Below are 13696 nucleotides of genomic sequence, written 5' to 3'. Positions count from 1 at the left end.
GGGGGGGGGGGGGGGGGGGGGGGGGGGGGGGGGGGGGGGGGGGGGGGGGGGGGTCCGGGGGGGGGGGGCGGGGGGGGGGGGGGGCCGCGGCAGGGGGGGCGGGGGCGGATACGGGCGCGGGCGCCCCCGGGCTGGCCGACGCGGTGGCCGTGCTCGGTCTGCTGGCCGACCGGATCGCCGCCGTCGAATCGGCCATCACCCGCGCGACGGACCCCCGCCACCTCCTCACCCGCCCCCCGGGCCGCCACGCCGGGATGCGCCCGTACGAGCCGGTCGACCCGTACGACAGGGCGGAATCGGGCCCGGACGAGGGCACGGCGGCGGGCCCGCACGGTGCCGTGGAGGCGAGGGCGAACGGGCACGCTGGCGCCGCGGGAGTGCCGGGTGGCGTGGACGACGCCGGGTGACGCCGGCTGTTGACGGGTGGCGCCGGCCGAAACAGGCCGTACGGGATCGGGGCACAGCGACGGCGCGGGCCGTGCGGGGCCGGGCCGCGCCGGCGCCCCGGGGCTCGTGCCCGGAAGGGGAAGGTGGCGAACCGGCCCGGGCCAGCCGACACCAGGTCCCATCACCCGGCCGAGCGCCAGCTCACCCCAGCAAGCTGCGGAAACGCGCATTGCTCGGCTCCGCGTCGCGTTCGCCGACGGTGGCGACCCACTGCCGGCAGACGGCGTTCACGAAGGCGGCCACGGAGGCGGGTTCCGCGGCCCGCCAGGAGTCGAATCCGGCCAGCCACTGCCGCGCGGACCTCGGCGGATGGCCGCACTCCAGGAGCCGTACGGCCGTGTACGCGGCGTCGCCCCAGGCGGGGCCGCGCGCCGGCATGGCCCAGTCCACGACGTACGCCCGGCCACTCTCCGCCTCGATCAGCAAGTTGTGCGGATTGGTGTCGGTGTGCAGCAGGTGCGGCCCGGCGAGCGCCCGCGCCTCGTCGGGGCGCAGATGGGCCGCGAACCGCTCGGCGAAGTGCGGCAGGGCCAGCCGCGGCAGCCGGCCGTCCGGTACCCGGCGCAGCGTGTCCGCCACGGCCGCCAGATGCCGGGAGCCGGGCCCGAGGTCGGCGTGCCCGCCCCTGACGTACGCGAAGGCGAGGCAGTGCCAGCCCGCGGAGACGAAGCTGTGCTGGATCTTCGGGCCGACGTCCAACGCGGCGACCACGGCGTTGACCTGCTGTTCGCACCGTAGACCGGCGGCCTCGGCGCGCGCGGAGGCCCGTACGCCCTTCAGGAACACGGAGTCGCCATGCTGTGTGTCGAGGGTGAGGGCGAGGGAACAGTTGAGCCCCTCGGACACCTCGGCGGCGCGGACGACCCGGCCGGGGGGGGCGCCCCCCGGGGCGCCCGGCCCCCCGCGGGCGCCCCGGGGGGCCCCCGGGGCCCCCCCGCCCCCCCGCGGGGGGGCCCCCCCCCGGCGGGGCCCGCGCCTCGACGGCGCGGCGCAGGACGGCGGGGAGGTCGGCCCACCGCACGCGTTCTGCCATCGTGTTCCGTTCACTCGCCGGGGCCGGGGGCGCCGGACCGCTGGTTCCCGCGCCCCTAGCTCCCGTGGGGTGGATGGGTTGCTCGCGCCCGCCGCGACGGCCGGGCCGCCCCGGCCGGATCACCGTCTCCCGCTCCCGCACGGCGAGCTCAATACCGCATGGATCGGACCATACGGTACGGATCGGTCAGTTCTGCGTGGTGCCGCACTTGCGGCAACGGGTCTTGCCGCTCCAGCCGACCCAGTCGTGATCACATTCGCTCAGGGTGTGCCCCATGCTCAATTCCCTTTCCGTACCGCTACTTTACGGGCTTCGCAGCCCGTGCCGACCAGGGTTCCTGGCCCTGTTGGTCGGTCGATGGCGTTCCGTTGGTGCCACATTTCTTACGACCGTCACCCGCCATGTTTCGGTTCCGCCCGCCAGGTGTCTCGTGATGCATACTTTCCGCCCGAACTGCTTCCCTTTGGGACCGGCTGGCCTGTCTGGACCGGTCGGATCGCTTGGGCCGGCTGGGCTGACTGGGCTGACTGGGACGCCTGGGCCGGCTGTGGTGGTGGGGCTGGTTGGTCCCGGCCGGGCCGGTCGGTCCCGGCTGGGTTGGCTGCTCTGGCAGGGGCGGCTGATGTGGTGGGGTCGGTTGGTGCGGCCTGACTAGTGGGTGTGGGTGTGGGTGTGGGGGCGGCCGGGTTGTTGACGTGGCTTGGCTAGTTGGTGTGGGTGGGGGTGGGGCCGGGGCGGCTGCTGTCCGGCTGGCCGGTTGGTGTGGCTGGCCGGGTTCGGGCCGACCGGCTGGCTGAGGCCGAGGTGGACCGTGGGCGTCCGGGGCGGGGTCCCGGGTGCCTCCGTGGTGTGGCGGAGGCCAGGACGGCGCGGGGGTCGGGGTGTCCGCCCGCCCGTACCCACGACTGTGCCCAGCGGGCGCGCCCCGTACAACTCGACGCGCGGGTAGGGAGGTTGGAGCTTCGGTACGCGGCGGGGTCGGTCGTTCACGGGTTGGGGCGCGCCGGTGAAGCGCTGGCGCACGGGGCCCCTCCTCGCGCGGGTGCGGGTGGGTGTCGGCGGTCCCAGCCACCGCCATCCGGCACCGGGCTCACGGCTGCTCGGGGGTCCCCGTGCCCCGATGCTGCGGCGCCCGACCACCCCGCTCTCCGGCGCCCCGCGCCCCGCCGCCCCCTCCACGGACTCAACCGGCGGTGGCATCGGCGCCGCCCTGCCCCTCCAAACCCTCCTGACCCTCCTGATCGACGACGAACGCCGGGAACTTCCCCACGGCCGCGCCGAGGGCGGCGACGAGCGTGCCGTCCGTCTCCCACTCGTCGGCGCCGGCCCAGCGGCTGTGGTGCTGGCAGTCGTGCGTGCACAGGAACGCGGCGTGCTCCCCCACGGCGACCTCGGCCCCCGCGACCCAGCCGCCGTCCACCACCAGCGTCAACTGCTCGCCCCCGGTCGGCCCCGGCGGGTGCTGTTCGACGGCGAGGACCCGGTGCGCCTTCGGCAGTTCGAGCCCCAGCGCGTACGCGACCCGGCCAGCCGCCCCCATCACGGCCTCCACCGGACGCAGCACCACGGCGGGCAACTGCCAGGGCGAGCGGACGTCGCGCGTGAGCAATACCCGCGGCCACCCGCGCGCCACGTCCCCGGGCGCCCCCGGGTCCACCGGCTGCCACACCAACAGGGCCACCCGCACCACGCGTTCGGTCATGCCGCACCCCCGGTTTCCACCAGGAACTCCGCCAGCAGCAGCCCGCAGTCCTGCGGCGTCTTCCCATTGGTCGTCATGACGCCGGCCGAGCCGCCGGAACCGCCGGCATCGGCGGCCCCGTCGGCCCACAAGAACCCACCGACCCCCACCACGGAGTCCAAGGGCACGTGCACCCGCCGCGCATTGGGCCGCAACTCCCCGACGGCGATCCCCGCGGGATCGAACAGGGCGATCTCGTACGCGTACTGAAACTCCGCATCAGTAACGGCCCCCCATTCCCCCGGCCCACCGACCTCGTCCCCCCGGGCCAGGAAGAACCGCAACACGGTCCCTTCGGCGAGCTGCACGGCGTGCTGGCCGGTCAGCACGTGGGAGCGGGTGGTGGGGGGCATGCGACGCCTCGGTGGGAGAGAGGGGCTGGGGAGGGCGAGACAAGGGGGTAGGGCCAAGGTGGGAGCCCGCGGTGCCTGTGGTGCAGGGATGTGTTCCGATCGCCGTGTTCCTGGCGGACGGCTGCGGAGTGAGGTGCGCTGACGCCGAAGACGTTCTGATGGTTTGGATCGCACGTGTTTGGCTGCCCTTCGCGGGAGAACACGGAAGCAGGCTGGCAAGGACTTTTCTTTGCCGTAACAAGCCTGGTCGGCTGGGCATGGCGGCAGAAGCCGCAGCGGGGATCCCCACCCCGATTCTTGGGGATCCCCGTCATGAGGTGGGCTACTCTGGAGCGGCCACCACCATTGCCGACCCTGCTGGGTGAAAATGGGCCACCATGCAGTCAATCCACAACGGCAGTCGTTCCTCATTCCCGACGAGCTTTTAGCAAGTGGCGCGATGCGACGAGCGTGTGCAGCTCGTGACTTCCAAGAGATCTTTCGCCTCGTTAATAGGCGCACGGGGTCGAGCCATGCCGATATCGCGAGCGCTGTTGGGAAGATGACCACGTCCCGCGTGAGCGACATCATTCGAGGCGAGCGCAACGTGCGTGGTCAGGCGGTGATCGAGCGGATCTGTGATGGGCTCGGAATTCCCGGACCCATGCTGGGAATCCTGCCTCGCCCGTGGGAGCCCTCCGGGGTGGTGGCTTCTGAAAGCCACTTCGGCAGCCACTTTGCCGACCCTTCGAGGGCTGCAGGAGAAGGGTCCGGAAGGCTCGATCTCGTGACGGTCGCCTACCTGCGACGGGAGGTCGAGGAGGTGAGCACTCGATATGCAGGAGAGCCGTCCATCGCTCTGCTTCCGGAGGTGGGGCGCCATCTGGGTACCCTAGTCAACTGGCAACACCAGACGATGAGTTACGCCGTACGCCGAGATCTCCATGCGGCAACCGCTGAGACATCGACGCTGATGGGGAAACTGGCTTGGGATGCATCGGCGCGGACGGATAACGGAACCGCCCGGAAATACTTCAGGCAGGCTGCGGATGCAGCGCGCGAATTATGCGATCCGGTAGCTGAGGGATCTGCCCTGCTGCGGAACTCCTTCGTGGATCTCTACGGTGAAAAGAATCCACGCATCGCATTGGATGCGCTGCGATACACGTATGAAACGGTGAGCGGTCGCAGTAGCATCCTCGCGGGACTGGCAATACTGCATCAGGCCGAAGCCCACGCCATGCTCAAGCAGCAGCGGGATTGTGAGAACTGTCTTGCCGATGCTGAGAAGTGCCTAGAAGTTGCCAAGGAGGATGACCCGGGAAGGTCCATGGCATCGCCTGGCCAGTTCAATCGCATGGCTGGATCGTGTTTCCTGTATCTGGACGACGCCTGCCGCGCCGAAAAGAAGCTGGAGGCGACGGTTGCGGAAGTGCGTAGTGGGTCGAAAACGCATGCCATCGTCCTCGGCAATCTAGCCCTAGCGCAACTGCGTCAGGGCAACGTAGACGAAGCCATTCATACCGTGGGTGAGGCCATCAGTGTGGTAGCGGGGCATCGGGGTGGCGGTGGGTTGAATCTGATCTTTCGGGCTGGGAGGGAACTGCAAGCCTGGAACACGCTGTCCGGAGTGCGCGAAACCAATGACCGCCTGTTCGGTTTGATCGCCTCCCCTTGATCAGAGAGGTCTGACATGAGTAGCGGCCACATTCGGGAAGCCAAACAAGGAGTGCGTGAGCGCGTCTGGTCGCTGCTCGACCGTGAGCGGGTTGCCCCCGGCGGAGGCAGTGGCCGGATTCCGGCCTTTGAGGGGGCGGAAGCGGCGGCGTCCCACCTGGACGAGTTGGACTTCTGGCGCGCTGCTGGTGTTGTCAAGGCCGTGCCCGATCGTGCGCAATTGCCCGTGCGGGCCAAGGCGTTGGAGCAGAACAAGCGCGTCTATATGGCCTCGCCGAGGCTGGCCAGCGAACTGCCCTTCTTCTTGCTCGACCCCTACGATCTCGGCGCCCCACCGCGTGACGTAGCCGAACGACACGTCGCCGTGCGGCACGGACGGCCCGTGGACCTTTCGGGCATGCTGCCGGTGGACGTGGTGGTGTGCGGCAGCGTTGCTGTGAACCGGCAAGGAGTGCGGTTGGGCAAGGGGGCGGGCTATTCGGATATCGAGATCGCGCTTCTTCAGGAGGCGGGTCTCATCGATGCGAAGACCCCCATTGTCACCACGGTTCATGAACTCCAAGTAATTGATGAGGAGTTGCCGGAGGATGCGCACGACTTCCGGGTGGACTTCATCGTGACACCGGAGAGAGTGATCGAGTGCCCACCGTCTCGAAGGCCGTCCGGTGTCCTATGGGAATCACTCGACGACCAAATGGTGGATGCCATACCCGCGTTGGCGAAACGCCGTGCATAGGAGCATGGGCGGATGCGCTTCCGGCAAGGGTGCCGCGGCGCAGGTGGGCCACAATGGCCGCATGACCAGCGTGATCGGGGCCAACATCAAGCGCCTTCGCGAGGAGCGCGGGTGGACGCAGACGCGGCTCGGGCGCGAGGCGTGTCGGGTCGCCGGCATGGCGGGCGCTCCGGTTGGGCCGCAGGAGATCAGTCGGTACGAGAAGGGGCGGCGCACGCCGCGTGAATGGCTGCCCTTTCTCGCCGAGGCGCTGGGAGTGAGCGTTCGTACGCTGAAGGAACCCCACACGCCCATGGAGGCGACGATTCGGGGCCTCGCGGACGGCGACGCGGTATGCGGTGACGGATTCGCCCCTACGATCCGGAGCATTTCCAGTCGACTCATCGCCCTGGACAATGCGATGTTGGGGCTTCCCATCGCCGATGCGGCGGTCCGGTCCTTCAAGGTCGTGCACCACCGGCTCGGCAAGGGCGATTACGCTGCCGACCAGCAGCGCGACATTCAGGCGGCAGCCGCTGAACTCGCCGAAATCGCCGGCTGGGCGCTTTTCAACGAGGGGAAGTTCGGCGCGTCCCGACGATTCAGTCAGGAAGCGCTCTATCTCGCAGGACTTTCCGGCGACCGGTCCATCGAACTCCTTACGCTCCAGAACCTGGGGATGCTCGCAGGGTGGACCGGGCGGCCCCGGGAGGAATTGGCCATTGCCCGTACGGTGTTGGACCGAGGTCGGCTGACCCCGCGGGTTGAGGCGATGTTCCGGGCCCGCGAAGCGCAGGGCCTTTCCGGGACCGGCAGCGGCACAGAAGCGGCGGAGTCCTTCGCCCGGGCCCGCGCACTGCTCCAGGAGAGCACTGCCCGCGACGAACCCCATTGGGCCTGGTGGGTATCGGCACGCGAAATCGACCGACAACAGGGCCGGGCCCTACACGAGGCCGAAGCCTGGCACGAGGCCATTCCGCCCCTGGAACGGGCGATGCAGGACGAGCCCGATGCGCACGTGGGATATCAGAACGTGGCAGCCGTACGCCTCCTGGACAGCCTGATCGCGGTCAGATCCTGGCGCACGGCAGAGAGCGAAGCAGAAAAGCTCATCCCGGCCCTGGGCGAGATGTCATCGATCGCCACCCTGAACATTCTGGACCGGGCAGCCAACCGGGGAAGAGCCATGACCGACGCGCCCAGCGGTCTGCGGGATGCGCTCGACCACATCAGTAAGCGGATAAGCGAGGACCCGTACGAAATCTGAGGTAACACGGTGATGACGCCCCGGCGCAATTCTTCGGCTGCGGAGGGTGCTGGGCGTCTCCCCCTTGATCTGAGGAGTGCGACGTGCAACGACGTGACTTCCTGGCGGTGGCACCACTGGCAGCAGTAGCAGCCGGCGGGCGGTTCGGAGACCAGTTCGGAGGAAGCCAGCGGGGAGGGAGTGGGCCCGGTCCGGCGGCGGAGCAATTCAACGGCGGGACGCGCGTAAGAATGGCGGACGTGCGCTCCGTGCGGGCCACCTTTGCGGAATTCCAGCACCTGGACGTCATGCGGGGCGGCGGCGCCGGCCAGCACGTGCTGGCCCGCTACGTGGGCGGCCATGTCCATGCACTACTGCGCTCCCCGCAAACCACGGTCGTACGGCGTGCGCTCTCCGAAGCCGCAGCCGAGCAGACCTATCTGCTCGGCTGGATGGCATACGACAACGGCGAACACGGCACGTCCCAGCGGTATTTGATTCAGGCGCTCAGACTCGCCGAGGAATCCGGAAATGCCGCACTGGGTGCGCACGTACTGGCGGGAATGGCCGACCAGGCCACCCTGTTGGGGAATCCGAGCGAGGGGCGGAGCCTTGCGCAGGCCGGGCGGCACGGGCTGGGGAAGGCGGCCTCGCCCGCCTGCCTGGCGGACCTGTGGTGCCTGGAGGCGCGGGCGCTGGCCAGGCTGGGAGACCGCCGGGCGGCCACCCGCGCGGTGGAGGCATCGCAAACGGCATTCGAGCGCGTACGGCCGGCGGCGGAACAGGAATGGGCGCAGTTCATCGACGCCGCCTATCTGCACGGTGAATACGCCCACACCTTCCGGGACCTCGCGGACCCGGCCAAGGCCGAAACCCATGCACAGGAATCCATCCGCGCCGCAAAGCGCCAGCACCGCGCCCGCCGCGGAGCGCTTTCCCAAGCCGCCCTGGCCACCACCCACCTTCAACGCCGCGACCTTGAGTCGGCACACGCCGCCGGTGTGCGGGCGATCGGCCTCGCCAAGCGGGTGAAGTCCTCGCGGTGCGTGGAAGCCGTGCGCGACGTGCGGCGCGGGATGGCGCCGTTCGGCGCACACCGGTTGGTGGTGGATTTCGCGGAGCGGTCGCGCGAGATCCAGGCAGCGTAACGGGGCGCCCCCAGCCCGTCCCCGTACGATCCCGCCGCCCCGAACGGTCCGTCAAACGAGACCCAGGAGCCCCCATGGCAGCAGAAAATCTCACCTCAGACGAGGCGCAAGACATCGCAGACGCCGTCGACATCGATGCACCGCCTCCCGCTGAGCCCGGTGCGCTCTTCGTTTTCGGGACCAATCAGCTTGGGCCGGCGGAGATCGCGGCCGATCGCTATCGGGAGGGTTTGGCCCCGCTCATCATCCTCACCGGGGGAGTCAATCGGCACAACGGTGTGGTCGAGGCTCAGGAGTTTCGGAAACTCCTGCTGGAGCGGGGTGTGCCCGATACGGTCATTCGCTGTGAGGACCGGTCGGCCAACACGTGGCAGAACGTCGAATTCGCACTGCCTTTTCTTCGCGAGGCGCAAGAAGCGGGTCTGCCGGTGACCGCGATCGGGAAGTGGTACCACCGGCGCACCCTGCACTGCCTGGCCACGCTCGCGCCCGACATCGCGCGGTTCCACGTGCTGTCCTGGGAGCCGGTGTACGCGGGGCAGGTGGTCACGCGGGAGAACTGGGCACACGTCCCCGACGGGAAGCGGCGCGTGTTCCGGGAGTGGGAGGAGTCGGCTCGCCGCGTACGGGACGGCAGTTTTCGCGACGTACGACGGGTCGATGGGGCCTGGCAACCATGTGAGGCATGACCGTGACCTACGGGGACATCGCCGAGCAGCAGGCGGACATCGTGCGCCTGCTGCTCCATGAAATCCACGGGCCTCTGTCCAGCGGCCGGTTCATCCGTGTCGCCGTTGGTGTACAACTCTCCGGGGCGCTGACCACCGTGCTTGCGTCGCTCCCGCGCTGAACGAGGAGGTGGAAGGGACGGTGCCGGGCGATCTGGACGACCCGCACTGTTCCCGGTTGGTCAGTCTTATTGACTGGTGATGGCCTGCGGGGCCACCTATCGTGGCCCCCGTAAGGTGCAGTGGCCCGCGCAGCGCGCAGCCATGTCGGGGTTTCCGGCCAGCACGACGAGTCCAGTGCGGCTCGTCTGAATCTCTCGGACAGAGAGTGCTCTGGCATGCCCGACAACGCCTCCTCCCCTCCCGCACCGGCCGTGCGGTGGTGGATCTTCGCGACCATCTTGGTCGCCGACGTCCTCGACCTCCTCAGTACGACCGTCACCAACATCGCGGCGCCCTCGATCGTCGATGACCTGCATGGATCTTCATCTTTGACGCCCTGGCTGGGGTCGAGTTACGCGCTCGCGCTGGGCTCGATGCTCGTACTCGGGGCCCGGCTGGGTGACAAGTTCGGCACCCGCCGGATGTTCCTCATCGGGCTGGCCGGCTTCACCATCGGGTCGGCCGGCTGCTCGTTCGCCGGTGAGCCTCTCGGCATCATCGGGGCGCGCATCGTGCAGGGCGGGTTCGGCGCTCTGCTCATCCCGCAGGGGTTCAGCATCCTGCTACGTACGTTTCCGCGCGATCAACTCGGGAAGATGTTCGGCCTGTTCGGGCCGCTGATGGGGATGAGCGCGATCAGCGGGCCCGTCGTCGCCGGCGCCCTCATCCATCTCGACCCCTTCGGGCTCGGCTGGCGGTCGGTTTTCCTGATCAACGTCGTCCTCGGGATCGGACTCTTCATCGTCGCTGCCAGGTTGCTGCCCGACCATCCGGGGGACAGCAGCGTGGTGCTCGACCCGGCCGCCGCGCTCGTGCTGATCTGCGGGTTGCTCGGTGTGCTCTGGGGGTTGGGCGACGGGGGAAGCGGGGACTGGCAGGCGCGTTCGGTCGGGGCGATGGCCGTCGGAGCCGTGCTGTTGCTGATGTTCGCCGTGTACCAGATGCGCAGTGCGGACCCATTCCTGACCCCGGCCCTGTTCCGTAACCGCGGCTTCGTCGCCGGGCTGCTCGTCGGCTCGGTCTTCTTCGCCGCCGTTGCCGGCCTGCTGTACGTGACCTCGCTCTATCTGCAACAGGGCCACCATCTGGGCCCGCTGGCCGCCGCCGGGATCATGGCGCCGATGTCGCTGGGCATCATCGCCGCCGCCTTCGCCGCGCGGGGTGTGGCCGCCGAGTCGGGGCGTCGGCTGGTCGCCGCCGGGCTCGCGCTGGTCGCGGCCGGGATCGTGGGATACCTGGCGGTGGTGCGGCTCGCCCCGGACGCCCTGTGGGCGCTGGCCCTTCCGCTGCTGGTGTGCGGTCTCGGGATGGGGAGTTGCTTCGGCTCGGTGTTCGCCGTCGCGCTCGGTGACGTCACCGAGGAACAGGCCGGCAGCGCCAGCGGCACCCTCAACGCGGTTCAGCAACTTGCCAACGCTATGGGCGCTGCACTCATCTCCACCGTGTATCTCGCCGGCGCCGATGCCCACGGCTCCCCGCACGCCGTGACCACCAGCCTGCTCCTCGTCCTGGGGATCGTGCTGGCCTGCGCCTTGTGCCTGCCGCTGCTCCCGCGGAAGGCGGCTGCGGAGCGGCATTGATGTGTGTACGGGGGGGGGGCTACGGGGGTGGCTGGGTCCGGTTCCCGGGCTCGGCCCGCCCCGGCCCGCCTCACCGAGGCCCGCCTCACCCCGGCCCCGCCCCAGCCCGCCCGAGGCCGGATTTCGCCCCGTGTCACCATGGCAGCATGCAGACCACCATCACGTCCACGCTCGTCGGGACGCTCGAATTCGACGCCGCGAGTGGGTTCGCCGGGCAGGTCGTGGTGGGTGGGGCCGACGGGGATTCTTGCTGGCTGCACATCGCCGAGGAAGTGAGCACCGAACCCCGGCTCCTGGCCACGGTCGCACCGACCGTCGACGCCTTCCACGAACTGGTTGACCAGGCACGATCCGCCCTTCGTGGGGAGCTCGCCGAGATGGATTCGAGCGTGGTGGAGTTCGTCCGCTTCCATGTCGAAGAGCTCGGCGACCTGGAGGGCGACTTCCCGGCGGCGGCGCGCGCGTTCCTCTCCGGTAAGGGCTCGCCGGCGGCCATGGCGGACCTCTTCCGCGCCACGGGCCTCGCCTTCCACCAGGCCCCCGACGGCGAGCTGTCCTTCTGGCTGGACTTCGCCCTCGTACCGGAGGATTCGGACGAGGTGCTGTGCGTACGGTTCGACGCTGATCGCGGGGTCAGTTCGATTGGGTGGGAGAGCTAGGGGCGGACGGGGGGGCGGCGGGGGGCGCATTTCTGGTGGGACTCAATGCCTGGGCAGGGCCCTGCCCCGGCCCGGTCCGACGGCGCCCATCTCCTGGCCGAGTTGCGTGAGCTCGTCAGCCATCTGTTGGCGGCGGTGGTCGTCCTTGCGCTGGTAGTCCAGGAGGGACGACGTGGTGATCCTGCGGTGCGTGCCGACCGTGCGGTGGGCGATCTCGCCGGCTTCCAGGAGGCCGATCAGGAAGGGGCGGGACACGTTGAGCAGGTCGGCGGCCTGTTGCGTGGTGAGTTCGGCAGCGGACGCGACGAGGGCGACGCCGCGGCCGGCCGCGAGGTGGTCGAGTGCGGTTGCGAGGAGTTCTACGGCCTCACGGGGGAGCGTGAGGGGTTCGTCGGCGCCGTCGTCCGTCACGTTGAAGGTGAAGGAGACCCGGGTGGCGGTCTGGTGCTCCGCCAGGTGGGCCCGGAGCTTGGTGCGGGCGTCGTTTGCGAGTTTCTGCTGGTCGTACGGCAGTTGCACGGGGCGGGAGGCGGGCTCGGGCATGGGGTGGGACCTATCAGGTGAGGTACCCGCGGTCGGCGCGGCGAACGCAGCAGACACAGCGGGCACAGTCGGCGCAGGGGGCAACCCCAACCCAACCTCAACCCAACCCCACCCCCCGGCCACCGCACTTCCCCCGTACGTGAATGGCCGCAACTGGTCCCGGGCTGTCTAGATTTGGGGCATCCCCAGGCACCCGTACGAGAGCGTCGAGGACCAGCCCCATGGACACGCAGAGCCTTCATCCCGAGCAGGTGGACGAGATCACGTCGTACGTCGATATTCAGGCGCCGCCGCCGGTGGGGGTGGCGGGGGCGCTGTTCGTGTTCGGGAGCAGCCAGGTGCAGCCTGCGGAGATCGCCACCGAGTGGTATCGGCAGGGGTTGGCGCGGCTGATCATCGTGACCGGTGGGGTGAACCGGCACAGTGGGTTCGTGGCGGCGCCCGAGTTCCGGCGGCTGCTGATCGAGCGGGGGGTGCCCGACGCGGTGATCCGGTGTGAGGCGATGGCCGCCAACACCTGGCAGAACGTGGAGTTCTCGCTGCCGTACCTGCGGGAGGCGAAGGCCGCCGGGCTGCCCGTGACGGTGGTCGGCAAGTGGTTCCACCGGAGTGCGGTGCACTGCCTGGCCACGCTGGCGCCGGAGATCGGGCCGTTCCACGCCGTGACCTGGGAGCCGGTGTATGGGGGCCGGGCGGTGACCCGGGCCGACTGGCCGCTCATACCGGAGGGGGAGCGGCGGGTGGTGCGGGAGTGGGAGGAGGTGTCACGGCGGGTGGCCGGCGGGAGCCTGCGACCGGTGCGGCTGGTGGGGGGCGCGTGGCGGGGGTGAGGGCCGGGCGCGAGGCGTGCGGCGTGAGTGGTGGGCGTGGCGTGGCGTGAGTGATGGGTGGGGGCGGGGGCTGGGCGGCAGAGCGGGTTGTGGGGCGGGCGCAGGTGTCGCCCCCGCGGGGCGGGGGGGGGGGGGGCCCCGGGGGCGGGGGGGGGGGGGGGGGGGGCCCCGGGGGGCGCGGGGGGGGGGGGGGGGGCGGGGGGGGCGCGGGGCGGGGGGGGGCCGGGGGGGGGGGCGGCGCCCGGGGCCCCGGGCCGGCGGGGGGGGGGGCCGGCGCGGGGACGGCCGACTGGCCCGGCGTGTAGTGCACGTCCGGGATCGGGCTGGGCTCGGCCGGCCGGCCGGGAGCCTCGACCCGCGGGGGCGGCGCGGGCTTGCTCGTGGGCGGTACGGGGGCGGGCGCGGGCTCGTCCCTCGGGGGTACGGGGGCGGGTGCCGGCTTGCCCTTCGGCGGGACCGGCGCGGGGGCCGGCTTGCCCTTCGGCGGGGCGGGGACGGGCGCGGGCTTGTCCTTCGGCGGGACCGGCCGTGCGACCTCCGCGGGGGCCGCGTCCGGCTCGGAGACGGCCGGCCGGGTGGACGGCTTGGCGCCGCCGCCGGCGTCCGCGCTGGCGACGGTGGCCCAGCCGGCCAGGGCCAGGGCACCGCCGGCCGTCACACCGAGGATCAGCCGACGGGCTCGGCCTGCGATGAGGCGCTTGGTCACGTTCTCTCCTTGTGGGATGGGCACATACGTAGCTGGCCAGGGAGCTAGTGGGCTAGCGCTAGCGAGCCAGTGGGCTGGGGCGGTGGGGGGGCGGGGGGGGCGGCCCCCCCCCCACACGCGGGTGGAGTTAAACAAAAACCACACCCCCC

15 protein-coding genes are annotated in these 13696 nt (G+C 70.5%); 11 read left to right on the top strand and 4 right to left on the bottom strand.

Translation table 11 applies throughout. From position 1 onward, the window contains the following. On the top strand, positions 1–407 hold a 407-nt coding region (locus AAHZ94_RS15110), incomplete at its 5' end, for a hypothetical protein (protein WP_349993398.1). Positions 408–588: 181 nt separating this feature from the next. On the opposite strand, the gene AAHZ94_RS15105 is transcribed toward AAHZ94_RS15110, so the two are convergent. From AAHZ94_RS15105 to AAHZ94_RS15095, 3 genes are all read right to left on the bottom strand, one after another. Then, positions 589–1293 (bottom strand): phosphotransferase, encoded by a 705-nt coding sequence (locus tag AAHZ94_RS15105; RefSeq protein WP_349993397.1) that lies wholly within the window; start codon positions 1291–1293, stop codon positions 589–591. Positions 1294–2663: 1370 nt separating this feature from the next. Then, positions 2664–3182, bottom strand: a complete 519-nt coding sequence (locus AAHZ94_RS15100) for an NUDIX hydrolase (RefSeq protein ID WP_349993396.1) — start codon at positions 3180–3182, stop codon at positions 2664–2666. Beyond that, positions 3179–3574 carry a hypothetical protein gene (locus AAHZ94_RS15095; RefSeq protein ID WP_349993395.1) on the bottom strand — a complete coding sequence of 132 codons (396 nt, stop codon included), beginning with the start codon at positions 3572–3574 and terminating at the stop codon, positions 3179–3181. Before AAHZ94_RS15095 ends, AAHZ94_RS15100 begins: the two co-directional genes overlap by 4 nt. 367 nt (positions 3575–3941) lie before the next feature. Between AAHZ94_RS15095 and AAHZ94_RS15090 the strand changes: the two genes are divergently transcribed. From AAHZ94_RS15090 to AAHZ94_RS15055, 8 genes are all read left to right on the top strand, one after another. Next, positions 3942–5231, top strand: a complete 1290-nt coding sequence (locus AAHZ94_RS15090) for an NsdA family TPR-like regulatory protein (protein WP_502964679.1) — start codon at positions 3942–3944, stop codon at positions 5229–5231. A gap of 15 nt (positions 5232–5246) precedes the next feature. After that, positions 5247–5966 (top strand): 5-formyltetrahydrofolate cyclo-ligase, encoded by a 720-nt coding sequence (locus tag AAHZ94_RS15085; RefSeq protein WP_349993393.1) that lies wholly within the window; start codon positions 5247–5249, stop codon positions 5964–5966. A 61-nt stretch (positions 5967–6027) separates the two neighbouring features. Further along, positions 6028–7212 carry a helix-turn-helix transcriptional regulator gene (locus tag AAHZ94_RS15080; RefSeq protein ID WP_349993392.1) on the top strand — a complete coding sequence of 395 codons (1185 nt, stop codon included), beginning with the start codon at positions 6028–6030 and terminating at the stop codon, positions 7210–7212. An 83-nt stretch (positions 7213–7295) separates the two neighbouring features. Then, positions 7296–8339, top strand: coding sequence for an NsdA family TPR-like regulatory protein (locus tag AAHZ94_RS15075; protein ID WP_502964678.1), 1044 nt, complete (start codon positions 7296–7298; stop codon positions 8337–8339). A gap of 74 nt (positions 8340–8413) precedes the next feature. Next, positions 8414–9028, top strand: coding sequence for a YdcF family protein (locus AAHZ94_RS15070; protein ID WP_349993390.1), 615 nt, complete (start codon positions 8414–8416; stop codon positions 9026–9028). Next, the gene (locus tag AAHZ94_RS15065; RefSeq protein WP_349993389.1) at positions 9025–9189 is read left to right on the top strand and encodes a hypothetical protein; all 165 of its coding nucleotides are present in this window, start codon (positions 9025–9027) and stop codon (positions 9187–9189) included. Before AAHZ94_RS15070 ends, AAHZ94_RS15065 begins: the two co-directional genes overlap by 4 nt. A gap of 216 nt (positions 9190–9405) precedes the next feature. Then, a complete protein-coding gene (locus AAHZ94_RS15060) occupies positions 9406–10809 on the top strand; it encodes an MFS transporter (protein ID WP_349993388.1) in 1404 nt (467 codons plus the stop codon). A gap of 146 nt (positions 10810–10955) precedes the next feature. Beyond that, a complete protein-coding gene (locus tag AAHZ94_RS15055; RefSeq protein WP_349993387.1) occupies positions 10956–11468 on the top strand; it encodes a DUF2004 domain-containing protein in 513 nt (170 codons plus the stop codon). A gap of 42 nt (positions 11469–11510) precedes the next feature. On the opposite strand, the gene AAHZ94_RS15050 is transcribed toward AAHZ94_RS15055, so the two are convergent. After that, positions 11511–12011 carry a helix-turn-helix domain-containing protein gene (locus AAHZ94_RS15050; protein WP_349993386.1) on the bottom strand — a complete coding sequence of 167 codons (501 nt, stop codon included), beginning with the start codon at positions 12009–12011 and terminating at the stop codon, positions 11511–11513. Positions 12012–12232: 221 nt separating this feature from the next. On the opposite strand from AAHZ94_RS15050, the gene AAHZ94_RS15045 reads away from it, so the two are divergent. Both AAHZ94_RS15045 and AAHZ94_RS15040 read left to right on the top strand, forming a co-directional pair. Then, entirely contained in the window at positions 12233–12841 is a 609-nt protein-coding gene (locus AAHZ94_RS15045; RefSeq protein WP_349993385.1) for a YdcF family protein, read from the top strand. A gap of 104 nt (positions 12842–12945) precedes the next feature. Continuing rightward, a complete protein-coding gene (locus AAHZ94_RS15040) occupies positions 12946–13146 on the top strand; it encodes a hypothetical protein (RefSeq protein WP_349993384.1) in 201 nt (66 codons plus the stop codon). Positions 13147–13696 lie beyond the last annotated feature (550 nt).

Source organism: Streptomyces sp. HSW2009 (assembly GCF_040240285.1).
Taxonomy (GTDB): domain Bacteria; phylum Actinomycetota; class Actinomycetes; order Streptomycetales; family Streptomycetaceae; genus Streptomyces.
This window is presented reverse-complemented; position numbering and strand designations above follow the sequence as displayed.